The organism is Puniceibacterium sediminis (assembly GCF_900188035.1).
Classification (GTDB): domain Bacteria; phylum Pseudomonadota; class Alphaproteobacteria; order Rhodobacterales; family Rhodobacteraceae; genus Puniceibacterium; species Puniceibacterium sediminis.
Map to the genome: position 1 here is coordinate 126,253 of NZ_FZNN01000002.1, position 25,358 is coordinate 151,610.

Below are 25,358 nucleotides of genomic sequence, written 5' to 3' on the forward strand. Positions count from 1 at the left end.
TAAAGAAACCGAATGGGCGGTCGCAGGTGTGGCCGCCCCACCCAAGGAGCGCGGGCCCCGTCGATGCTTACATTTATTGCCATACTCTTCCTACTTGCCATTCTCATGGCCTTCCGGATGCCGATTGCCTTTGCCATGGGGCTTGCGGGCTTTGTCGGGCTGGCGGCGCAGCTGGGCATGCGTCCGGCGCTTTCTGTTCTCGAACGGGTTTTCTTTGATACCTCTTCGTCCTTCATTCTGGTGGCGATCCCGCTGTTCATCCTGATGGCCGAATTGTTGACTGCCGGGGATGTGACGCGCCGTGCGATCATCGCCTGCCAATCCTGGATCGGCCATGTCAAAGGTGGATTGGCGATGGCGACCGTCGCGGCATCGGTCATCCTTGCCGCGCTTGTCGGCAGTTCAACCGCCTCGACCGCAGCCATGGCGGCCTCGGCCTTTCCGGAAATGCGCAACCACAATTACTCGGATCGTCTTGCCGCGGCGGTGGTCAGCGTCGGGGGCACGCTGGCGGTGGTGGTGCCACCATCCATCGTCCTGGTGGTTTATGGCGTGCTGACCGAAACCTCGATCGGCAAGCTGTTCATCGCCGGAATAATCCCCGGCCTTCTGACTGCGCTTGGCCTTGCGCTGGTGATCAAGGTGATCGCCCACACCACGGATCAGGCCCCAAAGGGTGCGCCTTTTGTCCTGAAGACCGCAGTGGTCCAAAGCCGCCACGTCCTTCCCATGGCCCTTTTGATTGTCGCGGTGATTGGCGCAATCTATGGCGGGATCGCATCCCCGTCAGAGGCCGCAGCGCTGGGTGTCATGGGATCGCTGATCATCGTTCTGTTTCAGCGCAGTCTCAGCTTTGGCGCCTTCAACCGGTCGGTCAGTGGCGCGATCCGGGCGACTGTCATGATCGTGACCATCGTCGCCTGTTCGGCAATTTTCGCGAACTACCTGGCTTTCACGCGGATCACGCAGAACCTGCTGGAATTCGTCGCGACAACGGATCTGTCACCCACGACGATCATGGCCATCATGGTCCTGGTGCTTCTGATCATGGGCATGTTCATGGACCAGCTTGCGATCCTGTCGCTGGCCATGCCGCTGGCTTTTCCGATCGCCATGGCGCTGGACTACAATCCGGTCTGGTTCGGTATCGTGGTGACCAAGACGGTCGAGATCGGTTTGCTGACACCGCCGCTGGGGTTGAATGCCTATGTGGCAGCAGCGCAGACCGGAGTGCCGCTCAAGACGATCTTTCGTGGAATTCTGCCCTTCCTCGGGATGGAAATCATCGTTCTGCTGCTTTTGCTGTGTTTTCCGCAGATCACCCTGTTCCTGCCGGAATTCATGACGCGCTGACGCTGTTTTCAATTAAATACAAACTGTGTGCATCCGGTTTCCTTCCCTTTTACCGTGGAAAAGGCCCCCGGGAGAAAAGCACCAGAACACGGAGACATATGTGACATGACGGTACTGGAAAGCAGTATTTCACCAGCCTCGGACGACTTTGCCCGCAACGTTGAGGCGATGGAACGGCAGTACTCTGTCATCGCTGACGAGGCGGCGCGCATCATCAAGGGTGGATCCGAGTCATCCCGAGCGCGGCACGTTGCGCGTGGCAAGCTGCTGCCACGGGACCGGATCGCCGGTCTGCTCGATCCGGGGTCACCGTTTCTTGAAGTCGGGCTATTTGCGGCTTCGGGGATGTATGGCGATGAAATACCGTCTGCTGGCGCCATCGCGGGGATTGGCCGTGTCGAGGGGCGCGATTGCATGATCCTGTGCAACGACGCGACCGTAAAGGGCGGCACCTATTTCCCGATGACGGTGAAAAAACACCTGCGCGCGCAGGAGATCGCCGAGGAAAATCACCTGCCCTGCATCTATCTGGTCGATTCCGGCGGCGCGAACCTGAACAATCAGGACGAGGTGTTCCCGGACCGCGACCACTTTGGCCGGATCTTTTACAATCAGGCGCGGATGAGCGCCAAGGGCATCGCCCAGATCGCCGTGGTGATGGGCTCCTGCACGGCCGGCGGTGCCTATGTGCCCGCGATGAGCGATCAGACCATCATCGTGCGTGAACAGGGCACGATCTTTCTGGCCGGTCCGCCGCTGGTCAAGGTCGCCACGGGCGAGATCATCGACGCCGAAACCCTTGGCGGTGGTGACACCCATACGCGGCTGTCGGGCGTTGCCGATTATCTGGCGGATGATGACCGCCACGCGCTGGCGCTGGCGCGCGAAATCGTCAGCCATCTGGGCCCCATGCCGCGCCCGTCGGTTGATTTCAAGACGCCCCAGGCACCGCTGTTTGCGGCGGATGAGGTGATGGGCATCGTTCCGGCCAACGACAAGACGCCCTATGACGCGCGCGAGATCATTGCACGTCTGGTGGATGGGTCCGACTTTGCCGAATTCAAGCCGCGCTACGGCACCACGCTGGTCACCGGCTTTGCCCATATCGACGGGATTCCCGTGGGTATTATTGCCAACAACGGCGTGCTGTTTTCCGAAAGCTCGGTCAAGGGCGCGCACTTCATCGAGTTGTGCTGTCAGCGCAAGATCCCGCTGTTGTTCCTGCAGAATATCACCGGCTTCATGGTCGGGTCGAAATACGAGGCTGGCGGAATAGCCAAGGACGGTGCCAAGCTGGTCACCGCCGTGTCGACCGCGTCGGTGCCCAAGGTGACGGTGGTCATCGGCGGGTCCTATGGTGCGGGCAATTATGGCATGTGCGGACGCGCGTTTGGCCCGCGCTTTGTCTGGATGTGGCCCAACGCGCGGATTTCGGTGATGGGCGGGGCGCAGGCATCGGGCGTGTTGGCAGACGTGCGCCGCGCCGGAATCGAGGCCAAGGGCGGCACATGGAGCGCCGAGGAAGAAGCCGCCTTCAAGCAGCCCACCATCGACATGTTCGAACGCCAGTCCCAGCCGCTCTATGCCTCGGCGCGGTTGTGGGATGACGGGATCATCGATCCGCGCAAAACCCGCGATGTCGTCGCGCTTTCGTTTCGTGCCGCGCTGAATGCGCCGGTCGAGGATACCAAATTTGGCCTGTTCAGGATGTGATGATGAAACCGTTCAACAAAATACTGATCGCCAATCGCGGTGAAATCGCCTGCCGTGTCATTCGTACTGCCCGCGCCATGGGGGTGCAGACCGTGGCCGTCTATTCCGATGCCGATGCGCGCGCGCAGCACGTCGCGCTGGCGGATGAGGCCGTGCATATCGGTGCCTCTGCTGTGTCAGAAAGCTATCTGAAGGGCGATGTGATTATTGCCGCCGCTTTGGCCACAGGCGCGCAGGCGATCCACCCCGGCTATGGTTTTCTGTCCGAAAACCCCGGTTTCGTAGAGGCGGTGGAAAAGGCCGGGCTGGTGTTCATCGGTCCTTCCGCCAGTGCGATCCGGGCCATGGGCCTGAAAGACGCGGCCAAGGCGCTGATGCAAACGGCGGGCGTGCCGGTTGTGCCGGGATATCACGGGGAAAATCAGGACCCTGCGTTTCTGGCAGAACAGGCGGATGCCATCGGGTATCCGGTTCTGATCAAGGCCCGTGCGGGCGGTGGCGGCAAGGGAATGCGCAAGGTGGATCAACCCGACGCATTCGCCGCTGGCCTTGCTTCGGCCCAGCGTGAGGGTGTGTCGGCCTTTGGTGACGGACATGTGTTGATCGAGAAATTCATCACGTCCCCGCGTCACATCGAAGTGCAGGTGTTTGGCGACAAGCACGGCAGTGCGGTGCATCTGTTTGAACGCGACTGTTCCCTGCAGCGTCGCCATCAGAAGGTGATCGAGGAAGCCCCGGCACCGGGCATGACGCCAGAGGTCCGCGAGGCAATGACATCGGCGGCTGTGACGGCGGCCAAAGCCATCAACTATGCCGGGGCAGGGACCATCGAGTTCATCGTTGACGGGTCTGGCCCGCTGCGCCCCGACGGGTTCTGGTTCATGGAAATGAACACCCGCCTGCAGGTCGAACATCCGGTGACCGAGGCGATCACCGGCGTCGATCTGGTTGAATGGCAGTTGCGCGTGGCCGCCGGAGGGCCGCTGCCCCGCGCGCAGGACGAACTGACGATCAGTGGTCATGCGTTCGAGGCCCGTCTTTATGCCGAAGACCCGTCCAACGGGTTCCTTCCGGCGACCGGGACCCTGCACCACCTGTCGTTCCACGACGCGGCCCGCAACGATACCGGCGTGCGCAGCGGCGATGATATCAGCCCGTGGTACGATCCGATGATCGCCAAGATCATCACGCATGGTGCCACACGCGAAGAGGCGCTTGGCCGGTTGCGCACGGCCTTGGCGCAGACCCATGTAGCGGGCACGGTGACCAACGCGGGGTTTTTGGCCTCTCTGGCGGCGCACGAGGGTTTTAACGCCTGCCACTTTGATACCGGTCTGATCGAGCGTGATCTGGAGAGCCTTTGCAACGCCGAACCGCTGAGCGAAGCGCATATCGCCTTTGCGGCGCTTGTCGCTCTGGACATACCGCTTGATACCCCTGCCGCGACCACCCGCCCGGGATGGCGGCTGTGGGGCGAGGCGCGTTCGGAGCTGCTGATGTTTTTCGGGGCTGATCTGATTGAGCGGTCACTGACCATCAATGGCGACGGGTCCATCACCCTGTCCGGGGGCGAGGCGTCTGTGACCCTGTCCGATATCCTGCGCGACGGGGATCTGATGTCGGCGCGGACCGGTGCGCACAGCGCGCGGATCGTCGCCCGGGTGATCCGGGCCGATCTGGGCGCGCGCAGGCTGGTTTCGGTTCTTTGTGACGGCGTGACCCGCGATCTGATTTTCCCGGACGCACGGTCTGGCCAAGCGGCGCGGGCGGACACCAGCAATGCAGTCGTGGCGCCGATGACCGGAGTGGTGATTCAGCTTCTGGTTCAGGTCGGTGATGCCGTGAAAGAGGGCGATACCCTGGGCGTCATCGAAGCGATGAAGATGGAAACCACCCTGAGGGCACCGCGTGACGGCACGATCATATCTGTGGCCTGCACTGTCGGGGCGGCGGTCGAGGGCGGTCTGGTTCTGGTGACATTCGAAGAACAGGTGGCGGAATGAGCGACCGCGTATCTATCTACGAAGTCGGTCCCCGTGACGGCCTTCAGAATGAAAAGAGCATCATCCCGACCGAGAAAAAGATCGAGCTGATCGACCTTTTGTCCCGTTCGGGGTTTAAAAAGATCGAGGCGACAAGCTTTGTGTCGCCTAAATGGGTGCCGCAGCTTGCTGATGCCGCCGATGTCATGGCCGGAATAGCGCGGGCAGAGGGCGTGGATTATGCCGTTCTGACGCCCAACCTGAAGGGGTTTGAGGCGGCAGTCGCAGCCGGAGCCGACGAAGTTGCGATCTTTGGATCGGCTTCGGAAGGCTTCAGCCAGAAGAACATCAACTGTTCTATCGCCGAAAGCCTTGCCCGGTTCGAACCCGTTATGGCGGCGGCTGCGGCGGCGCGGATCCCGGTACGGGGCTATGTGTCCTGTGTAGTGGCCTGCCCCTATGATGGGGATGTCGCGCCGCGCGCAGTCCAGAAGGTGGCCAGCACGCTTTTCGGAATGGGCTGCTACGAAGTTGCATTGGGCGATACCACCGGGGCCGGTACGCCGGACAGCATCCGCCGGATGATTGAGGCCGTTCAGGCTGCGGTGCCGACATCGCGGCTGGCGGGCCATTTCCATGATACCGGCAACACCGCCATCAGCAACGTCAAGGCGGCGCTGACATTGGGTCTGCGTACGTTTGACAGTGCCGTCGGGGGGCTGGGCGGATGCCCATACGCACCGGGGGCAAAGGGCAATGTTTCGACCAGCGCGCTTGTCGCGATGCTGGCTGCCGAAGGTTTCGAAACTGGCATAGACATGCAGGCCCTTGCCAAAGCGGAGGCCTGCATCGGCGCGCTTTCCCTTGGTCATGGTGCGTAGCAGGAGAGAATTCATGGAATACCAGACGATTCAGGTTGAAACCGACGCGCGTGGGGTTGCGATTGTCACGCTGCAGCGACCCGAAAAGCACAACGCCATGAACGCGCAGATGATCGCCGAACTGTCAGAGGCCGCGCGGGCATTGGGGGGTGATGACACTGTCCGCGTCGTCGTTCTGACCGGTGCTGGCAAAACCTTTTGCGCGGGCGGCGACCTTGGCTGGATGCGCGATCAGGCGGGCAAGGATCGTGCCGGAAAGATGGCAGAGGCCGGGGCGCTGGCCACTATGTTGGGCCTTTGGAACGCGCTGCCCAAACCGCTGATCGGGCGGGTGCACGGCGCGGCCTATGGGGGCGGTATCGGTCTGGTCGCGGTATGCGATATCGTTGTGGCAGAAAGTGCGACGCGCTTTGCCCTGACCGAAACGCGGCTGGGCCTGATCCCGGCGACCATCGGACCCTTTGTGGTGCGCCGTCTGGGCGAAGCTTTTGCCCGACAGGTGTTCTTCAACGCCAAACCCTTTGACGTCGATTTCCTGATACGGGCCGGTCTTGTTGCCAGAACTTGCCCCGCTGATGGGATGGATGCCGCCGTGGAAGAGGAAGTTTTGGCGTTTCTGGACTGCGCGCCCGGTGCCGTGGCACGCGCCAAGGCCCTGTGCCGCACGCTGTCTGGCCCCGACCCGGTTACCGCCGCCGACCTGACCGCCAACGCGCTTGCCGATTGTTGGGAAACCGACGAAACTCGGGAAGGCATCGCCGCCTTTTTTGCCAAGCAGACGCCGTCCTGGCGATCCGGAAAGTGAAGGGGGCGCTGGCATTTCAGCGATGCCCGTCCCTGGCCAAAACGCGGTTCTGAAGGGATTGGAAAGCGCACCGGAAAAGCGGTGATTTCAGACCTTTCGCCGGGACGTCTGGCGGACCTGCAGCTGATCCAGCGCATCAGCGTTTTCCCGGCCCCAGCCATAGACCAGTTCGACAAGACCGACGAACCTGATGCCCAGCGGGGTCAGGCTGTATTCGACCGCAGGCGGGACTGTGTTCTCGACATGACGGTGGATCAGGCCGCTTTCTTCCATTTCGCGCAGGGTCTGCACCAGCATCTTTTTAGAGATCCCCGGCAGGCTGCGGTGCAGGACGCCGTTGCGCGCCGCGCCATCGTGCTGGGCATGAAGGGTGTGCAGGATCATGCTGGTCCATTTTGTCGCAAAGATCTCCATCACGCGGCGCGGCGCGCAATCTTCGCGCCAGTTACCTTCGTCGCTGCCTGCCTGCATGGTGGTTACCTCTTGGTGACTACGTTCCAATTTGGTGCCGTCTAGCGGATAGCCAAGTGCCTGACTAGGTGATCTTCAACGCTAACAAAGGAGACATCAAATGGAACGCAAAGCACTCGTGGTCGGCGCGACTGGCATTCAGGGCACTGCGGTCGCGGATCAGCTGGTTCTGGATGGATGGACGGTCTACGGTCTGTCCCGGACCCCCCAATTGCAGGACGGCGTTACGCCCGTTGCGGCGGATTTGCTGCAGCCTGAAACCCTGGCCAAGGCCTTGGACGGTATCGCACCCACACATGTCTTTCTGACCACGTGGCTGCGCCGCGATACCGAAGCCGAGAACATCAGGGTGAACGCCGCAATGCTGCGGAACCTGTTTGATGCACTGCGCGAAAAGGGATCTGTTCAGCATACGGCGCTGGTTACGGGCCTGAAGCATTACCTTGGACCATTCGAGGCCTATGGCAAAGGCACCCTGCCCAAGACGCCGTTCCGCGAAGATCAAGGGCGGTTGAATGTCGAAAATTTCTACTACGCCCAAGAGGATGAGGTGTTTGCGGCCGCCGAACGTGATGGCTTTGGCTGGAGCATTCACCGTCCGCACACCGTGATCGGCAAGGCGGTTGGCAACGCGATGAACATGGGCACCACGCTTGCGGTCTATGCCACGATCTGCCGCGAAACCGGACGACCGTTCCGCTTTCCTGGGTCCGCCGTTCAGTGGAACAGCCTGACAGACATGACCGACGCCCGTCAGCTGGCGGCGCAGGCGATCTGGGCGGCGACGACACCTGCGGCCCGCAATCAGGATTTCAACATCGTCAACGGGGATGTTTTCCGCTGGAGTTGGATGTGGCACCGCATCGCCGACTGGTTCGGGATCAAGGCAGAGGAGTTTGATGGTACGGTGCGCCCGCTGGAAGAGCAGATGCGGGACGATGCCGGAATCTGGGCCGGGATCGCAGAGCGCCATGGCCTGAGTGAGCACGATCTGTCACGGCTGGTTTCGCCTTGGCACACCGACGCAGATCTTGGTCGGCCGATCGAGGTTGTCACAGACATGTCCAAAAGCCGAAAGCTGGGTTTCACGGGCTATCAGGCGACCGATGAGGCGTTTTTCGACCTGTTCGAACGGCTGCGCGCGGACGGAATTCTGCCGTCCAACTGAGCTGCAAAGCGAAGGATCGGTTGTCGTGAGAAATGGCAACATGCGCCACCGGCCCATATTCCAAAGGCGCGAATCAGGGCCGGTGGCGCAGTGTTGTCTCTCAGGATCAATGGGATAAACTTACGGTGCTTGATCCGATCCCCGTCCGTGGTAACATGGTAAACGCAAGGGGGATGATCATTATGGCAGCACCTGCGGAAGTAACATGGGTCAAAACTGACCCGACCGGCGCAGAAATCCTGAAGATCGGTGGCACCCGTCGCGGCTTTTTCAGCAAGTCGAATTGGGAATTGTCCGTGAAAGAGGCCATTGCGCTGGTTGAACAGGATGAGTGGCGATTTTTCGTCCACGTTGACGAGCGGAAGGGCTGGCTCGAGGTTCTTGAGCAGCCTGATGGCACCAAGAAATTCAGCGCTGATGGCCCCATTCAGACGCTCATGTAATCGCTCCAGCGGGCAGATCGATGCGCTATTGGTGATCATCAGTCGATGAAACGGCTACTGCTGGGCTGAAATTCTGATTTTTCGGGCCAGACCGTGCGCTTCCGGTCCGTGCGCTATCGGCATCGAACCGAAATTCGGTGGGGGCGGGCTGTTGTACGAAACAATTGAGCGCCGCCCCGCAAAAGGTCAGGTGTTGAACAGGAAGTGCAGCACGTCACCGTCCCTGACGATATAGGCCTTGCCCTCGGCACGCATCTTGCCGGCGTCTTTGGCGGGCTGTTCGCCACCCAGAGTGACAAAATCGTTAAAGGCGATGGTTTCCGCGCGGATGAAGCCGCGTTCGAAATCGCCGTGGATGACACCGGCCGCCTGAGGCGCCGAGGTGCCCTGACGGATGGTCCAGGCGCGCGCCTCTTTCGGGCCGACGGTGAAATAGGTCTCAAGGTGCAGCAATTCGTATCCGGCGCGGATCAGCCGGTCGAGTCCCGGCTCCTCCAGACCCATCTCGCTCAGGAACATTTCGGCTTCGTCGGCGTCAAGCTGCGAGATGTCCTCTTCGATCTTGGCGGAAATGACGACGTGGGAATTGCCCTGATCAGCGGCCATCTTCGCCACGTTTTCCGAATGCTGGTTGCCGCTGGCGGCCTCTTCTTCGGACACGTTGCAGACGTAAAGCACAGGCTTGGTCGTCAGCAGCTGGAGCATGCGCCACGCCTTGGCATCTTCGGGATCGACGGCGACGGTGCGGGCGGGCTGGCCCTGCTCCAGCGCGGCAAGAGCGGCCTTCATCAGGCGTTCCTGCTGGACCGCCTCCTTGTCGCCGCCACGAACCTTGCGGGTGATGTTAACAAGACGCTTTTCAATCGATTCGATGTCCGAAATCATCAGCTCGGTTTCGATCGTTTCGGCATCGGCAACCGGATCGACACGGCCATCGACATGGACGACATCACCATCTTCGAAACAGCGCAGCACATGGGCGATGGCGTCGACTTCGCGGATGTTGGCCAAAAACTGGTTGCCCAGGCCTTCACCCTTGGAGGCGCCCTTGACCAGACCGGCGATGTCCACAAACGTCATACGCGTCGGGATCGTCTGCTTGGATTTCGCGATTTCCGCCAGTTTATCAAGGCGTGCGTCGGGCACGGCCACATCACCGACATTGGGTTCGATGGTGCAGAACGGAAAGTTCGCAGCCTGCGCTGCGGCGGTTTTCGTCAGCGCGTTGAACAGGGTCGACTTGCCCACATTGGGCAGACCCACGATTCCCATCTTGAAGCCCATGATGTGTTCCTTTTCACCGCTGCAACGCGCCGCTTCTAGTGCCAGCGGTCAGAGGGCGCAAGCCTGCGCTCCCCTGACTATGTGGTCTTTACTGCCAGTCCCCTTCAAAGCCTTTGGGGATCAGCAGGATATCGCGGTCGAGCGTGGTGACATCGCGTCGGCCACACATCGCCATGGAGAGGTCGAGTTCCTTGTGGATGACCTCGAGCGCCTTGGTCACACCCGCTTCGCCCATCGCGCCAAGGCCATAGACGTAGGCGCGTCCGATCCAGGTGCCCTTGGCCCCCATGCTGAGCGCTTTCAGAACGTCCTGACCCGAGCGGATGCCGGAATCCAGATGGACCTCGATCCTGTCGCCGACAGCATCCATGATAGCGGGCAGGGCGCGGATGGAACTGAGCGCGCCGTCGAGCTGTCGACCGCCGTGGTTCGAGACAACGATGGCATCGGCACCGACATTGCAGGCCTCGAGCGCATCGCGCGGATCCATGATGCCCTTGATGATCAGCGGGCCGTCCCACATCTTGCGGAACTGGCGAATGCGGTCCCAGTCCAGAGAGGGATCAAAGGCTTCGGCCGTCCATGTGGTAAGCGAGGAGGGGTCCGTGACCCCCTTGGCGTGGCCGACGATATTGCCGAAAAAGCGGCGTTTTGTCTGTAGCATCCCCAGACCCCAGCCAACCTTGGTCATCATGTTGGCCACCGACTTGGGCGTAAGCTTGGGCGGGGCGGACAGGCCGTTCTTGATGTCCTTGTGGCGCTGGCCCATGATCTGCAGATCGACCGTGATCACCGCAGCCGAGCATTTCGCGGCCTTGGCGCGGTCGAACAGCCGCTGCATGTAGTCGTCGTCCTTGAGTGTATAGACCTGCATCCAGAAGGGTTTGGATGTGTTTTCGGCAACGTCTTCGATCGAGCAGATCGACATGGTCGAGAGGCAATAGGGCACGCCGAATTTCTCTGCGGCGCGCGCGGCCTTAATCTCTCCGTCGAAGTGCTGCATCCCGGTCAGCCCGACAGGCGCAAGCGCTACGGGCATCGCGACATTCTGCCCGATCATGCGGGAAGCGGTCGTGCGGCCCGCCATATCCATGGCAACCCGCTGGCGCAGGTAGATCTGATCGAAATCGCTGGAATTCTCGCGGAAGGTCTGTTCTGACCAGCTCCCCGACTCGGCATAATCATAGAACATCCGGGGCACCCGGCGCCGGTACAGGCGCTTGAGGTCGGCGATCTCGGTGATCACGGGCATGGGCTGCGGCCTTTCCTTCAGATTGGTCAGGAATACGTACCAAGAGCCTGCGGCGTCGGCAATGGACAAGCCACGCAGGACCCCGGGGGTGATCCCATTGAGCGCCTGCGGCGCACCGGTCATGTCGCCCCCCGCCTGTGGCGGGTGTCTTCGCACGGGCCCGACCGTGACGCATTTGTCCGGCGGAAAGGAAGGCCGCGAATTTCACAGCAAAAGCGTTCTGGACGGGCGATGCATATCAGGAAGGCTTGCATCTGGGCCGCGTCACATTATGCAGGATTCCATGACACAAAATTCCTCCGATGAACTGCTCACACTTGCCGCGCTCGGCTGGTCCGAGGCGTTTGACGAACAGTTGGCTGCCGACGAGGTGGATCTGGTGCGACTGCGCGTCGCGACCGTGCACCGCGCGAGGATGACAGCGATCGGCGTGGCGGGGCCGGTCAAGCTGTCGCTTCCGGCGCAGGTCAATACCGGCGATTACGCCGTTGGCGACTGGGTTCTGGCCGAACCGGGAACAAACCTGCTGATCCGGCGGCTGGAACGGCAATCGCTGCTGCAACGCCGGACAGAGGGCAGCCGCGGTCCACAGCTGATCGCCGCCAATGTCGATACGCTGTTTATCGTCACCTCGTGTAATGCCGATTTCAATCCGGCGCGGCTTGAACGCTATCTGGCCTTGAGCAACGAAGCGGGCTGCGCGCCTGTCATCGTCCTGACCAAGGCCGATCAGGTCGAGAGTGTTGAGCAGTACCGCGAACAGGCCGAAGAACTGCAGCGCGATCTGCCGGTGGTTGCCCTGAATGCCAAGCTGGCCGAGGCTGCGACGCCTCTGGCCCCATGGTGTGGGGCTGGTCAAACCGTGGCGTTGGTGGGGTCCTCTGGTGTCGGGAAATCAACGCTGCTGAATACGCTGGCCGCCACGGCACCCGGAGAGGGGCAGGAGACCGGCGGAATTCGCGAAGGCGATGCCAAGGGGCGGCACACCACCACCGCGCGGTCGCTGCATGCGATCAAGGGTGGCGGCTGGGTGATCGACACGCCGGGTATGCGCACGCTTCACATGAGTGACGCGGCCGAGGGGCTGGAAGCGGTCTTTGCCGAAATCACCGAGCTTGCGCCCGGTTGCAAGTTCCGGGACTGCACCCATGAGCATGAGCCGGGCTGCGCTGTCCAGGCGGCGATCGCCAGTGGTGATCTGGACCCGGCGCGGTTGGACCGCTGGCGCAAGTTGCTGGGTGAAAACCGCGAGAATACTCCGGTGCAGACCGGGCCGCGCGGCAACAGGATCACACAGATGCCCGGGCGGAAGCGGTGAGGGTGCGATGGGTTGTTCAGCTATGCGCCGTTATTGCTTAATCAGCGCCGCATGACCGTTTCGGGGGCATGTCTGGCGGTCGATGGAGGCGGCACCCGCTGCCGGTTTGCGCTAATGTGGGACGGTCACCGGCATGAACTGCTTGGGCCGGGCGCCAATGTGAGCACGGACTTTACCCAGTCTCTGGAAGTGCTGCGAAATGGCTTTGCCTCGCTGGCGGCGGATGCCGGGATGACCTGTGACGCGCTCTATTCTGTGCCGACTTATTTGGGACTTGCGGGTGTGATTGATGCCGCCACAGCCGCGCGAGTGGCAGCGGCGCTGCCGTTCGCCACGCTTCGGGTGGAAGAGGATCGTCCCGCCGCCCTGACGGGTGCGCTGGAGGCGGGCTTTGGCTGTGTTGCAGCGGTCGGCACCGGATCCTTTCTGGGGCGGGCCGATGCCGGTGGTGTCAGGTTCATCGGCGGGCATGGGATGGTTCTGGGGGATGAGGCATCGGGTGCCTGGCTTGGCCGTTCGGTGCTGATCAGGAGCTTGCATGCGATAGATGGCATTGCGCCGGATAGCGAACTTTGCGCCGGTTTGCGGGAACGGTTGGGGGGCGCGGTCGGCCTGATCAACTTTGCGCGCAGCGCGACGCCGGGGCAGTTCGCGGCCTTTGCACCGGAGGTGGTTGCCGCCGCAGACAGCGGGGATGCCGTCGCGCGTGAACTTATGGCCGAGGGGGGCGGGTATCTGGCCCGTTGCCTGTGTGCTCTGGGCTGGCAGGAGGGCGAGCGGCTGTGCCTCATGGGGGGACTCGGCCCCTCCTATGCGCGCTGGCTGACGCCTGGAATGCAGGCGGCGTTGATGCCGCCTGTCGGCAGCGCGCTTGACGGAGCACTGACACTGGCGGCCCGGTTGGCAAGGGGCGAAGTACAATGAAAACGCGGTTTGCACTGACAGGCGCACAGGTCTTTGACGGGCGCGATTTACATGACGGGATTGCCGTTGTCGTGGCCGGGGGCCAGATCGAGGCGGTACTGCCTGAGGATCAGCTGCCTGCTGGTGTGACGCGGGTCGCGTTGGATGGTGGCATTCTGTGCCCCGGATTTGTCGATCTGCAGGTGAATGGCGGTGGCGGGGTGTTGTTCAACGACGCCCCGGAAGTGGCAGTGTTGGAGCGGATGGCCCGGGCACATGCGGGGCTGGGCGCAACGACGATCCTGCCGACGTTGATTTCCGATGTGCCCGACAGGACCCGTGCCGCGATTGATGCTGTGGCTCTGGCCGTTGCGCAGGGCGTTCCGGGGATCGGCGGGCTGCATCTTGAGGGGCCGCATCTGGCGCTGTCGCGCAAGGGCGCGCATGAACCCGGATGCATTCGGGTGATGCAGGCGGCAGATCTGGAATTGTTGCTTGAGGCGGCGAAGCGCCTGCCGGTGCTGATCGTCACGCTGGCCCCTGAGGCTGTGTCGCTTGAACAGATCGCGGCGCTTGCGCAGGCAGGTGTGGTGGTCTCACTCGGGCATAGCGATTGCAGTTGTGAACAGGCGCGGGCGGCGTTCGGGGCGGGTGCCCGGATGGTCACGCATCTGTTCAACGCCATGAGCCAGCTGGGCAGCCGAGCCCCCGGTCTGGTGGGAGCGGCGCTGAGCGAACAGGGAATCGCTGCTGGGGTGATCGCCGATCTGGTGCATGTGCAGGGCCCGGCATTGCAGGTGGCGCTGGCTGCGGATGCGATGCGCGCGGGTCTCTTTCTGGTCAGCGATGCGATGGCGCCTGCGGGCAGCGATCTGGCCTCGTTCACGCTAACCGGACAACGCGTGACACGCGCGGGTGGCACGCTGCGGCTGAATGATGGCACGCTGGCGGGTGCGGATCTGGATTTGGCTCGGGCAGTTCGCAATCTGCTGGGGCTGGGAGTTCCTGTGGCGCAGGCGCTGGCAATGGCAACGATTCGGCCTGCACGGGCGGCGGGGCTTGGCCATGCGGGGTTTCTATGCGCCGGGGCCGACGCAGACCTTGTGCACATGAACGAGCGGTTGGAGCTGAAGGCGGTTTGGCAGAAGGGGCAGGCTGTGGCGCTGTCGCCTAGCTAGCGGCAGCCTTCTAAGGATCCTGGCGTGACGTGCGGCGCAAGCGGATGACCACATCGACACTGGCAATTTCGGCCCCGTCGGGTGCCGAAGGCAGGCGCGCAATTTCGAGCTGATCCGACGGCGCGTCGGTCAGGGTGCCATCGTCTTCCCAAAAGAAATGCGGATGATCATGGGTGTTGGTGTCGAAGTAGCTTTTCGAGCCGTCCACCGTGACCTCTTGCATGAGGCCGGCATCGCAGAACGCCTTGAGCGTGTTGTAGACCGTGGCCAGCGACACACGCTCGCCGTGATCCCTTGCGGCGTCGAAAAGGCTTTCGGCGGTCACATGCCGGTTCTGACCATCGCCGACAAGCAATGCAGCCAGCGTCAGGCGCTGCCGCGTCGGGCGCAGGTCGGCACGAGCCAGCCAGTCGGTTCCACGATTTGCCGCGTCGGGTGTCATATGGTCCATGTCCTTTGAGCCTCCTGACTACGTATAGAGCGTCTGACTACCGGATTTCAAACGAAATTGCCCGGACAGGGTTTCACGCGGCCTCGGCACCGCAGGCTTGCGCCCTGCGCGACCCCGATGCTAGAGGGGTCAGACGAGTAGGACCAATAGATGAGGCGCACCCTAATATGGCTGACTACCCGAGCCAGTTTGACAAGGACGATCTGCTGAAATGCGCGCGGGGCGAATTGTTCGGCCCCGGAAATGCGCAACTGCCAGCCCCGCCTATGCTGATGATGGACCGGATCACCGAAATTTCGGGTGACGGCGGCCTGCATGGCAAGGGCCATGTCGTGGCCGAGTTCGATATCAACCCGGACCTTTGGTTCTTTGAGTGCCATTTTCCCGGCAATCCGATCATGCCTGGCTGTCTTGGCCTTGACGGTCTGTGGCAGCTGACTGGTTTTAACCTTGGCTGGCGTGGCTGGCTGGGGCGGGGGTATGCACTGGGAGTGGGCGAGGTCAAGCTGACCGGAATGGTGCGGCCTGACCGCAAGATGCTGACCTACAAGATCGATTTCACCAAGGCGATCCAGACCCGCCGCCTGACCATGGGCGTGGCCGATGGTATTGTCGAGGCGGACGGCGAAGTTATCTATCAAGTCAAGGACATGAAGGTCGCATTGTCGGAGAGCTGATCCGACCACAAGCTGACCGAACAGGAGGAGAGCGCCATGCGCCGTGTCGTCGTCACTGGACTGGGTATCGTGTCGTCCATCGGGAACAATTCCGAAGAGGTTCTGGCCTCTTTGAAGGCCGGTAAATCCGGGATCACCGCCAACGCCGACATGGCCGAGCGTGGGTTCCGCAGCCAGATCGCCGGCAACGTCAAACTGGACGTGACCGAGCATGTGGAAAAGCGCACGCTGCGGTTCATGGGGCCGGGTGCGGCCTATGCCCATATCGCCATGGCCCAGGCCATCGCCGATTCGGGGCTTGAGGAATCTGACATCTCGAACCCGCGTACCGGCCTTATCGCCGGGTCGGGCGGACCGTCGACCAGTTCCATGTTTGCCGCGCATCAGGTCGTGCTGAACTCTGGCGCGCCCAAGCGGATCGGGCCGTTCGCCGTGCCCAAGTGCATGTCCTCCACGATCTCGGCCAACCTCAGTACCGCTTACAAGATCAAGGGCATCAACTATTCCATCACTTCGGCTTGCTCGACCTCTCTGCATTGCATCGGCAACGCGGCGGAACAGATCATGATGGGCAAGCAGGATGTGATGTTCGCAGGCGGCGGCGAGGAGTTGGACTGGACGCTGTCCTGCCTGTTCGACGCCATGGGGGCGATGTCGTCCAAGTACAACGACACACCCGAAAAGGCGTCGCGCGCCTTTGACGCCGCTCGTGACGGGTTCGTCATCGCGGGCGGCGGGGGCATTCTGGTTCTCGAAGAACTGGAGCATGCCAAGGCGCGCGGTGCGAAGATCTATGCCGAAGTGACCGGCTATGCGGCAACGTCGGACGGACATGACATGGTTGCCCCTTCGGGCGAGGGCGGCGAGCGGGCAATGCGTCTGGCGCTGCAATCCCTGACTGATCGCAAGGTCGGCTATATCAACGCGCACGGCACTTCGACGCCCGTCGGTGACGTGGGCGAGATCGAGGCGGTGCGCCGCGTCTTTGGTGACGGACAGACACCGCTGGTCAGCTCGACCAAGTCGATGACGGGACACAGCCAGGGCGCAACTGGCGCGCAGGAGGCGATCTATTGCCTGCTGATGCTGCGGGACGATTTTATCGCGCCGTCGATCAACGTCGAAACGCTCGATCCGGCGCTCAAGCCTGCGGAAATTGCGACCAGCCTTGTGGAAAACGCCGGGCTGGATACGGTGATGACCAATTCGTTTGGATTTGGCGGCACCAACGGCTCCATGCTTCTCAGCAGATATCACGGGTGAGATCAGAACAATGTCGGATCAGCTAAAAGGCAAACGCGGCCTTGTCATGGGTGTCGCGAACGAACGGTCGATCGCCTGGGGTATTGCCAAATCGCTTGCCGGGGCAGGGGCCGAACTGGCCTTTACCTATCAGGGTGAGGCCTTCGGGAGCCGTCTGAAGCCGCTGGCCGAAAGCGTCGGGTCGGACTTCATGGTAGATGTGGACGTGACCGACGATGCTTCGCTTGATGCGGCGTTCGAGCAGCTCGGCGCGCGCTGGCCGACGATAGACTTTGTGATTCACGCCATCGCCTTTTCGGACAAGTCCGAACTGACGGGCCGGTTCCTGAACACCAGCCGTGCGAATTTCAAGAACTCGCTGGATATATCGGCCTACAGTTTCGTTGAAATCGCGCGGCGCGCGCATCCGCTGATGGTGGAAAGCGGCGGGACGTTGATCACGCTGACCTATCAGGGGTCCAACAAGGTTGTGCCGAATTACAACGTGATGGGGGTCGCCAAGGCGGCGCTAGAGGCGGCAACACGCTACCTTGCCAACGATCTGGGCCCCGAGGGTATCCGGGTGAACGCAATCAGCCCGGGGCCGATGAAGACGCTTGCCGGGGCGGCCATTGGTGGCGCACGCAAGACCTACAAGCACACCGACATGAATGCCCCGCTGCGTACCAACGCAACGCTCGACGCGGTTGGCGGCACGGCAGTCTACCTCGTGTCGGATGCTGGTGCCTGCACCACGGGCGAGATCATCCATGTGGACGGCGGGTTCCATGTGCTGGGTATGCCGCAGTACGAAAACCTCTGAATCCTTTGAACCTGGGTAACTGGCGCTGGCCGAGCTTCGGCTGTGCCGTGATCCGCCGCGAGGTTGTCAAATGGTTGGTGCTCTAATTCTGGCGCAGCGATATTCCCATTTTTGGGGAATTGTCCAAGTGTCAGAGGTCATGTTTGGCAACTGATTCTGTCGGAATTTTTACCGGCATGTTGGCACATCCTCAAAGGGTTGTGACGTCAATGCGCGTCAACTGGAGGTAGAGGAGCGGGAGATTTGCCCCAAAAATCTGCCAAAACCTGCAAGTTTCGTCATGTAACACCCCCGGCAAGTCGCGTTGGCGACACGACCATGATCCGCAGGCATGTATCATGGTCCTTAGTGATGAGTTTAAGTTTTACTTATAATGTTCGCGTACTGAGTTGTTGTTTCCCCGACATGGACCCCGGCAGTTCCGGGGTCCCTTTTTTTATGGAACGTCCATGCAAGCGTTCGCTGGATCGCTATGTTGCTAACGCGATCACAGGCCTCGAGTCAGCTGTGAGCCAAGTCCGTCGGGGTTGAGAATTTCGATCTCTTCCTTGCGAATTGCAATCAAATCTTCGTCCCGCAGGCGACCCAGCACTTTGTTTACGGTCTGTCGCGAGCAACCCACCACATTTGCGAGATAGGATTGGGTGATCCGCACCACGCGATCTTCTGCGGAGAGATGCCAAAGATAACTGCTGATCCGTTGTTCGGCAGGCTGGAATTGATCAATGGCCTTGAACTGGTTGTCTCGCTGCATCCGTAAGACATAAGAGCGCGATACATTGCGCACAAAGATCTCGGACCTCATCATCGTGCGCAGCTTGCTACTTGGATAAAGCAGCGTCACGGTGTTGGGGTGGACAACAGCGCTCGCGACGCAGGGAAGCTGCGCGAAGACTTCCGGCTCTCCCACTGCATCCCCGGTTGAAAGTTGGGTGATGATCGCACGGTGGCCATCCACAGACAGGTAAGAAATTTCGACAGTGCCGGTGGCGATGAGTATAAAACCTGGCGACGGTTCGCCCTGAGTCAGTATCTCTGTCGCGCCCACGTGAGTCTGGACGATACAATCATCAAGAAACGCAGCCTTTTCACAAGGCGGCATATCTTCCAGAAGAGCGCAGTTCTTGAGATGGGGAAACCGGAGAGACGTCTTCATCTGTGCGTGTTCAATCTCCGAAGGGTCTTCTACAGGACGTTGCCACAAATTTAATTCAGCCTGTTCATGCTTTTGACAGCATGCGCCGGACGGTACGTATTGTATGTGCCATAGCCCAGACCGTTTCCACTGGTACCAAGGTCTGAGGATCCATGCTGCCCGACATTCATTGGTTAGGCTACGGGGCCGCAAGTGAACCTCTCACACGCTTCTTGATGTAACGTCCGTGAATTATCGTGATAATGCAAGCACAGTCGGTGCCGGGCCAGCAATTGTCGGACTTCGTGGCCCCGCCTGTATCGCTAGGCACACTCCGTCCATTCAGCAGTGACCTCCTGCCGTCCGAGACGGCTGCCATGGGGTCGACATTTTTCACGTTGAGCCACCCCCCGGTTTTGCGCTATCCCCCGCCTTTGTACCCGTTTTCGGAGTCCTCGCCATGACAACGCCCAAAAAGCTGTTCATCAAAACCTATGGCTGCCAGATGAACGTCTACGATTCCGAGCGTATGTCAGAGGCGTTGGGTGAGCAGGGCTATGTGGCGACCGATACGCCGGATGATGCCGACATGATCCTGCTGAACACCTGCCACATCCGCGAACGGGCGGCGGAAAAGGTCTATTCCGAGCTTGGCCGTTACAGGGGCCTTAAGGAAGCGAAACCAGATCTCAAGATCGGGGTGGCCGGTTGCGTCGCGCAAGCCGAGGGCGCCGAAATCATGCGCCGCCAGCCGCTGGTCGATCTGGTGGTTGGGCCACAAAGCTATCATCGTCTGCCGCAGATGGAGGCGCAGGTTCGAACGGGCGTCCGCGCGCTTGATACTGATTTCCCTGAAGAGGACAAATTCGAGGCGCTGAAGGCCCGGCCTAAGGCGCGTCGCGCTCCGGCGGCCTTTCTGACCGTGCAGGAGGGCTGTGACAAGTTCTGCGCTTTCTGCGTGGTGCCCTATACCCGTGGCGCAGAGGTCAGCCGCCCGGTGGACCGTATCCTGACCGAGGCGCGTGATCTGGTGGATCGGGGTGTACGCGAGCTGACGCTTCTGGGTCAGAACGTGAACGCGTATCACGGCGCGGGGCCGGACGGTGACTGGACACTGGCCAAGCTCATCTGGGCGCTGAACGACGTGGATGGGCTGGAACGCATCCGCTTTACCACCAGTCATCCGAACGACATGACCGATGAGTTGATCGAGGCGCATGCCTCCTGTCCCAAACTGATGCCATATCTGCACCTGCCGGTGCAGTCCGGCAGCGACCGCATCCTTAAACGCATGAACCGCTCTCACACGGCGGAAAGCTATCTTCGGCTGATCGAGCGTCTGCGTGCCGCACGGCCTGATATCCTGATGTCTGGCGATTTTATCGTCGGTTTTCCCGAAGAGACGGAGGAGGATTTTCAGGCAACGCTGAACCTGATCGAAGCGGTTGGCTACGGCTATGCCTATACCTTCAAATACTCCACCCGTCCCGGCACCCCGGCCGCCGAGCGCGCACAGGTGCCCGAGGATGTGAAGGATGAACGGCTGAAGCGAATTCAGGCGCTGATCACACAGCAGCAGCAGGACCTGCAGCAGTCCATGGTCGGTCGGGAACTGACTGTGCTGTTTGAAAAGCCTGGCCGGTTCGAAGGCCAGATGGGCGGCAAGTCAGAATACCTTCACGCCGTTCATGTGATGGCACCCGACGCGAAACCGGGTGACATGGCCCGGGTCAGAATCACCGAGAGCGTTCGGAATTCGCTCAAGGGCGTTTTGATCTGATTGCCCCGCCATCTGGTGAATCGGTCGGCCTTGGGAAGCAAGTTTCTGAGTGCCACCGCGATTTGAACGGATTTGCTCATCAAACCAGCGATCGATTCCCTTGGCACTCAAAGTCACCACAACATCTTGTGGTTTTCACTTCACACAGGCGTATTCCTTGCTAATGTGATGGGTATATTGAGCTTGCGCCGTGGTCCACTTTTTGCCCACGGCCTCTTGCAAACAACAAGAGGGACAGAGGCCATGGCCAACCGCACCACCAAAGCCCACTTAGCCGCAATGACGGCCGCAGCACTTTGCGGTTTCATCCGTGCCCCGCTCTGGAAAATCCGTCAGTGCCTGCATACGTAGTGTCGTGCAGTTACCCGCTGCATAGGTTTTTTACCATTTCTACCCCTGCCATCCGTCGGCATTCGCTTGCCTTGCCCGCTCAGGCTTGGCACCCTTCCCAGGAACCGCAAGTTTGGAGACATGCGTGACCACAGGCACCCTGATTGAAGCCAGTATCGAATTTCCTGACAACCGTCTGCTGATCGAACTCTGTGGTGAGTTTGACCGCAACCTGACAGACATAGAAACGCGACTTGGCGTGCAGATCCTGCGCCGGGGCAATGTCCTGTCCATTCATGGCGAACCCGCGGCACAGGCCGAAGCGAAAGAGGTGCTGGAGTCGCTCTACGCCCGCCTCGAACAAGGCCGCAGTGTGGGCGAGGGTGACATCGACCGCGAATTCCGGATGGCCCCAGAAGCGCCTGCCGCAGGCAGCGACAGGCAGCTTGAAATGTTTTCCGGCGGCAAGGTCGAGATCAAGACCCGCCGCAAGCTGGTCGAACCGCGCACCGATGCGCAAAAAGCCTATGTCAAGGCGCTGTTCCAGAACGAACTGGCCTTTGGCATCGGCCCGGCTGGTACGGGTAAGACTTACCTCGCTGTCGCTGTCGGCGTGAACATGTTCATCAATGGCATGGTCGACAAGATCATTCTGTCCCGCCCCGCCGTCGAGGCCGGGGAAAAGTTGGGGTTCCTGCCCGGCGCGATGGAGGACAAGGTCGATCCCTACATGCAGCCGCTATATGATGCGCTGAACGATTTCCTGCCTGGCAAGCAGCTTGCCAAGCTGCGCGAAGAAAAGGTGATCGAGATCGCCCCGCTTGCCTTCATGCGCGGCCGTACGCTTGCCAATGCCTTTGTGGTGCTGGACGAGGCGCAGAATGCCACGACGATGCAGATGAAGATGTTCCTGACGCGCCTGGGCGAAGGGTCGCGGATGGTGGTGACGGGGGACCGCACTCAGATCGACCTTCCGCGCGGCGTGCCCTCGGGGCTGCAGGATGCCGAACGTCTTCTGGGCAATATCCCCAAGATCAGCTTCAATTATTTCACGTCCAAGGATGTGGTGCGCCACCCGCTCGTGGCGGCGATCATCGAAGCCTACGAAAAGGACAGCGGGGGCACGTGACATCACCGGACCAAATGCTGACTGATACAATCGTCGAGGATGATCGTTGGAGCGACCTCGACATCGAAACCCTGGCCGAGGGGGCGTCCCGTGCCACGCTCGGCCATCTGGATCTTGATCCGGCACAATTTGAAATTGCGGTGCTGGCCTGTGACGATACACGAATCGCCACGCTGAATGCCGAATTCCGCGCCAAGCCGACGCCAACCAATGTCCTGAGTTGGCCCTCCTGGGATCTTTCCGCCGAGACAGAAGGCGATGCCCCGGAGGAGGCGCCAGAAGCGGACGGAGAGCCGGAAAGCCTTGGAGATATAGCCATTTCCTGGGACACCTGCGAGCGCGAAGCAAAGGAATCGGGTAAGCTTTTAGCCGATCATGCGACGCATCTGATCATTCACGGAGTGTTACATCTGCTTGGTTATGACCATGTGCGTGACGGCGATGCCACGCTCATGGAGGGGCATGAAACCGCAATACTTGGCAAAATGGGTATCGACGACCCATATAGGGACCATTAGACGACGACATAGGAATGGCAGTGCCTGATGCGCAGCCGATTTGGACAGGGATAAAATGGGCGATAGCGACGGTTCTTCTAATGCAGCGCAAAGCGCGCAGGATGAAGAACAGGATAACAAGTCGGTAGGATTTTTCCGCCGGATCGTGGGGGTTCTGACTCCTGGTGATGGTGTACCAATGCCGGAGAATGGTGTGACGCAAAACATAGTGTCACAGCCGACACATGGCATGATTAATCTGCGCCGGATGCGGGTCGAGGATGTGGCTCTGCCACGCAGCGAAATCGTTTCGGTTCCCGACTCCATCACACGGGATGAACTTGTGCAGGTTTTCCGCGAGACCGGATTGACCCGCCTGCCGGTCTACAGCGGCACGCTGGACACACCGGTCGGCATGGCTCACCTCAAGGATTTTGCGCTGATGCACGGCTTTAACGGCTCTGAAACGCCCTTCAATCTGTCCAAGATGCTGCGCCCCCTGCTTTTTGTGCCGCCATCAATGCCGATCGGTGTGCTGCTGACCAAGATGCAGACCGAACGCCGCCACATGGCATTGGTGATCGATGAATACGGCGGCGTCGACGGCCTGGTCACAATTGAAGATCTGATCGAACAGGTCATCGGCGAGATCGAGGACGAGCACGACACCGATGAGGGCAAGAACTTTACCCAGGAGAAATCCGGTTGCTACCTCGCGCTCGCGACAACTCCGCTTGAGGAGTTCGAGGCCGAGATAGGGATGCAGTTGACCGAGCACGAGGATATCGACGGCGAAGAGATCGATACTCTGGGCGGTCTGGTATTCTGGCTGTCGGGCCATGTGCCGGCGCGCGGAGAAATGGTGCCGCATCCCTCGGGGCTGGAATTCGAAGTGGTTGATGCTGATCCGCGCCGGATCAAGCGTCTGCGCGTGCGCATGCCTGGCAGCCCGGGAACCTCTGCAGCCGCTGCCGCCACAGCCGCCGCCGAGGCGGGCCGTGTCTGACACGAGCTTCTCGGCTGCCCGGCTGTGGGCCGCGCGCCTGCCGCTCTGGTCCCGATTGCCGGTTGCCATGGGGGCAGGCGGGGTTTTTGCGCTGGGGCAGGCGCCCTATGATCTCTGGGCGGTGGCCTTTCTGGGACTGGTGGTTGTTTTTGTGCTGGCCCGGCTGGTGCGCCATGGCTGGGCGGGTACGGCCTGGGCGTTTGGCGTGGGACATTTCGGCCTTGGTCTCAGTTGGATTGTAGAGCCGTTTCAGGTGGACGCTGCTGCGACCGGCTGGATGGCACCCTTTGCCCTTTTCGGGATCGCGGCGGGGCTGGCGTTGTTTTGGGCTTTGGCATTCCGCTGCGCGTCGCTGGCGGGGCAATTCTGGGCGCTCGTGCCGTTCTGGGCCGCCGCCGAACTCGCCCGTGCTTATGTCCTGACCGGGTTTCCCTGGGCGCATGTGTCCTATCTCTGGGCACCTTCTCCGGCCATCCAGTGGGTGTCAGTCTTGGGTCCGCATGGGCTGGGCCTTCTGACGCTCGCTCTGGCAGCGCTCACGGCAACGGCTCTGACGACGCTGCGAGTGTTGCCGACCCTTGGTGCTGTTTTTCTGGCAGGCGTGCTGCTTGCGGGGGGGCTTTGGTTGACGCCACCGAAGGCGGACCTTGCAGGCCGACCCATCGTGCGGCTGGTGCAGCCCAACGCGCCGCAGGAAGAGAAGTGGGACCGCACCAAAGCGCAGTTGTTCTTTGAACGTCAGGTTGATTTCACTGCTGCGGTTCCGGCGCCTGATAGCCCTGTCCCGGCATTGACTGTCTGGCCCGAAACGGCGCTGCCAATGCTTTTGGGTGACGCGGGCATGGCCTTGGCCGTTATTGCGGACGCTGCTGGCCCCACGACCTCTGTCATCGTCGGAGTTCAGCGTGAAGAGGGTGGTGCCTATTACAACAGTCTCGTTGTCACTGGCTCCGATGGCGCCGTCCATCAGGTCTATGACAAGCACCATCTGGTGCCGTTTGGCGAATACATGCCCTGGGCCAGCCTTTTCGCGCGCTTCAACATCCTTGGCCTTGCCGCCCGGGCAGATGGCGGATTTTCGTCCGGGCCGGGGCCGACCTTGCTGGATCTTGGACTGCTCGGTCATGCTCTGCCGCTGATCTGTTACGAAGCTGTGTTTCCGCAGGATGTCAGCGGCGCGCCCAGTCGGCCCGGCATGCTTTTGCAGATCACCAATGATGCCTGGTTCGGCAAGCGGTCAGGACCATACCAACACCTCGCCCAGGCCCGCATCCGCTCCATCGAACAGGGTCTGCCCATGCTGCGCGCCGCGAACACCGGCGTATCGGCGGTGATCGATGGTGGTGGCCGCATACTGGGCCAGATTCCGCTGGGGCAGGCGGGGTATCTTGATCTGCCGTTGCCGCCCGCTCTGGCTGCAACGCCCTACAGTCGCACCGGGGATCTGCCGATCCTTCTTTTGTTGACCTGCCTTTGTCTTTACGTTCTGTTAATTCGGCTGTGCAATTCACGTTGACCGGCCTCAAACCTGAGAGTA

23 protein-coding genes are annotated in these 25,358 nt (G+C 61.0%); 18 read left to right on the top strand and 5 right to left on the bottom strand.

Annotated features, from left to right (window positions below; translation table 11 throughout):
- Positions 1-63: 63 nt before the first annotated feature.
- The 5 genes from CHB75_RS03255 (at position 64) to CHB75_RS03275 (ending at position 6,734) form a co-directional block, all read left to right on the top strand.
- Positions 64-1,353: a TRAP transporter large permease gene (locus CHB75_RS03255; RefSeq protein WP_089269095.1), complete on the top strand. Its 1,290-nt coding sequence runs from the start codon at positions 64-66 to the stop codon at positions 1,351-1,353.
- Positions 1,354-1,458: 105 nt separating this feature from the next.
- Positions 1,459-3,066 carry a carboxyl transferase domain-containing protein gene (locus tag CHB75_RS03260; protein ID WP_089269096.1) on the top strand — a complete coding sequence of 536 codons (1,608 nt, stop codon included), beginning with the start codon at positions 1,459-1,461 and terminating at the stop codon, positions 3,064-3,066.
- A complete protein-coding gene (locus CHB75_RS03265) occupies positions 3,066-5,069 on the top strand; it encodes an acetyl-CoA carboxylase biotin carboxylase subunit (protein WP_089269097.1) in 2,004 nt (667 codons plus the stop codon). The genes CHB75_RS03260 and CHB75_RS03265 overlap by 1 nt, the downstream gene beginning before the upstream one ends.
- Positions 5,066-5,929 (top strand): hydroxymethylglutaryl-CoA lyase, encoded by an 864-nt coding sequence (locus tag CHB75_RS03270; protein ID WP_089269098.1) that lies wholly within the window; start codon positions 5,066-5,068, stop codon positions 5,927-5,929. The genes CHB75_RS03265 and CHB75_RS03270 overlap by 4 nt, the downstream gene beginning before the upstream one ends.
- Positions 5,930-5,942: 13 nt before the next feature.
- Positions 5,943-6,734 carry a crotonase/enoyl-CoA hydratase family protein gene (locus CHB75_RS03275; protein ID WP_089269099.1) on the top strand — a complete coding sequence of 264 codons (792 nt, stop codon included), beginning with the start codon at positions 5,943-5,945 and terminating at the stop codon, positions 6,732-6,734.
- Between the two features lie 87 nt (positions 6,735-6,821).
- Here the strand turns inward: CHB75_RS03275 and CHB75_RS03280 are convergent, their stop codons facing one another.
- Entirely contained in the window at positions 6,822-7,205 is a 384-nt protein-coding gene (locus CHB75_RS03280) for a winged helix-turn-helix transcriptional regulator (RefSeq protein ID WP_089269100.1), read from the bottom strand.
- A gap of 100 nt (positions 7,206-7,305) precedes the next feature.
- Here CHB75_RS03280 and CHB75_RS03285 point away from each other — a divergent pair, with 100 nt between their 5' ends.
- Positions 7,306-8,373 (top strand): SDR family oxidoreductase, encoded by a 1,068-nt coding sequence (locus tag CHB75_RS03285; protein ID WP_089269101.1) that lies wholly within the window; start codon positions 7,306-7,308, stop codon positions 8,371-8,373.
- Between the two features lie 125 nt (positions 8,374-8,498).
- On the top strand, positions 8,499-8,816 hold the full coding sequence (locus tag CHB75_RS03290) for a hypothetical protein (RefSeq protein ID WP_245840651.1): 318 nt from the start codon (positions 8,499-8,501) through the stop codon (positions 8,814-8,816).
- Between the two features lie 186 nt (positions 8,817-9,002).
- On the opposite strand, the gene ychF is transcribed toward CHB75_RS03290, so the two are convergent.
- Together ychF and CHB75_RS03300 are read right to left on the bottom strand one after the other, a co-directional pair.
- Entirely contained in the window at positions 9,003-10,100 is a 1,098-nt protein-coding gene (gene ychF, locus CHB75_RS03295; RefSeq protein ID WP_089269102.1) for a redox-regulated ATPase YchF, read from the bottom strand.
- Positions 10,101-10,188: 88 nt separating this feature from the next.
- Positions 10,189-11,352 carry an alpha-hydroxy acid oxidase gene (locus CHB75_RS03300; protein ID WP_089269308.1) on the bottom strand — a complete coding sequence of 388 codons (1,164 nt, stop codon included), beginning with the start codon at positions 11,350-11,352 and terminating at the stop codon, positions 10,189-10,191.
- Between the two features lie 283 nt (positions 11,353-11,635).
- On the opposite strand from CHB75_RS03300, the gene rsgA reads away from it, so the two are divergent.
- Genes rsgA through nagA form a run of 3 tightly spaced genes read left to right on the top strand, consistent with a single transcriptional unit; the run spans position 11,636 to position 14,751 of the window.
- Entirely contained in the window at positions 11,636-12,670 is a 1,035-nt protein-coding gene (gene rsgA, locus CHB75_RS03305) for a ribosome small subunit-dependent GTPase A (protein WP_217898759.1), read from the top strand.
- 51 nt (positions 12,671-12,721) lie between these two features.
- Positions 12,722-13,594: a glucosamine kinase nucleotide-binding domain-containing protein gene (locus tag CHB75_RS03310; RefSeq protein WP_089269309.1), complete on the top strand. Its 873-nt coding sequence runs from the start codon at positions 12,722-12,724 to the stop codon at positions 13,592-13,594.
- Complete coding sequence (gene nagA / locus CHB75_RS03315) at positions 13,591-14,751, top strand: N-acetylglucosamine-6-phosphate deacetylase (RefSeq protein WP_089269104.1); 1,161 nt, start codon at positions 13,591-13,593, stop codon at positions 14,749-14,751. Before CHB75_RS03310 ends, nagA begins: the two co-directional genes overlap by 4 nt.
- A 10-nt stretch (positions 14,752-14,761) precedes the next feature.
- On the opposite strand, the gene irr is transcribed toward nagA, so the two are convergent.
- Positions 14,762-15,193 (bottom strand): Fur family transcriptional regulator Irr, encoded by a 432-nt coding sequence (gene irr, locus CHB75_RS03320; RefSeq protein ID WP_089269310.1) that lies wholly within the window; start codon positions 15,191-15,193, stop codon positions 14,762-14,764.
- A 176-nt stretch (positions 15,194-15,369) separates the two neighbouring features.
- Between irr and fabA the strand changes: the two genes are divergently transcribed.
- The 3 genes from fabA to CHB75_RS03335 are packed head-to-tail and all read left to right on the top strand — an operon-like array spanning position 15,370 to position 17,944.
- Positions 15,370-15,879 carry a bifunctional 3-hydroxydecanoyl-ACP dehydratase/trans-2-decenoyl-ACP isomerase gene (gene fabA / locus CHB75_RS03325; RefSeq protein WP_089269105.1) on the top strand — a complete coding sequence of 170 codons (510 nt, stop codon included), beginning with the start codon at positions 15,370-15,372 and terminating at the stop codon, positions 15,877-15,879.
- A gap of 36 nt (positions 15,880-15,915) precedes the next feature.
- The gene (gene fabB, locus CHB75_RS03330; protein WP_089269106.1) at positions 15,916-17,142 is read left to right on the top strand and encodes a beta-ketoacyl-ACP synthase I; all 1,227 of its coding nucleotides are present in this window, start codon (positions 15,916-15,918) and stop codon (positions 17,140-17,142) included.
- 10 nt (positions 17,143-17,152) lie between these two features.
- Positions 17,153-17,944 (top strand): enoyl-ACP reductase FabI, encoded by a 792-nt coding sequence (locus CHB75_RS03335; RefSeq protein WP_089269107.1) that lies wholly within the window; start codon positions 17,153-17,155, stop codon positions 17,942-17,944.
- A gap of 487 nt (positions 17,945-18,431) precedes the next feature.
- Here CHB75_RS03335 and CHB75_RS03340 read toward each other — a convergent pair whose 3' ends face one another.
- Positions 18,432-19,100: a Crp/Fnr family transcriptional regulator gene (locus tag CHB75_RS03340; RefSeq protein WP_089269108.1), complete on the bottom strand. Its 669-nt coding sequence runs from the start codon at positions 19,098-19,100 to the stop codon at positions 18,432-18,434.
- Positions 19,101-19,539: 439 nt separating this feature from the next.
- Here CHB75_RS03340 and miaB point away from each other — a divergent pair, with 439 nt between their 5' ends.
- The 5 genes from miaB (at position 19,540) to lnt (ending at position 25,337) form a co-directional block, all read left to right on the top strand.
- The gene (gene miaB / locus CHB75_RS03345; protein ID WP_089269109.1) at positions 19,540-20,859 is read left to right on the top strand and encodes a tRNA (N6-isopentenyl adenosine(37)-C2)-methylthiotransferase MiaB; all 1,320 of its coding nucleotides are present in this window, start codon (positions 19,540-19,542) and stop codon (positions 20,857-20,859) included.
- Between the two features lie 475 nt (positions 20,860-21,334).
- On the top strand, positions 21,335-22,318 hold the full coding sequence (locus tag CHB75_RS03350; protein ID WP_089269311.1) for a PhoH family protein: 984 nt from the start codon (positions 21,335-21,337) through the stop codon (positions 22,316-22,318).
- A 14-nt stretch (positions 22,319-22,332) separates the two neighbouring features.
- Entirely contained in the window at positions 22,333-22,836 is a 504-nt protein-coding gene (gene ybeY / locus CHB75_RS03355; protein WP_089269110.1) for an rRNA maturation RNase YbeY, read from the top strand.
- A gap of 55 nt (positions 22,837-22,891) precedes the next feature.
- Positions 22,892-23,821 carry a hemolysin family protein gene (locus CHB75_RS03360; protein WP_089269111.1) on the top strand — a complete coding sequence of 310 codons (930 nt, stop codon included), beginning with the start codon at positions 22,892-22,894 and terminating at the stop codon, positions 23,819-23,821.
- The gene (gene lnt, locus CHB75_RS03365) at positions 23,814-25,337 is read left to right on the top strand and encodes an apolipoprotein N-acyltransferase (RefSeq protein ID WP_342745285.1); all 1,524 of its coding nucleotides are present in this window, start codon (positions 23,814-23,816) and stop codon (positions 25,335-25,337) included. Before CHB75_RS03360 ends, lnt begins: the two co-directional genes overlap by 8 nt.
- The last annotated feature ends 21 nt before the right edge of the window (positions 25,338-25,358 follow it).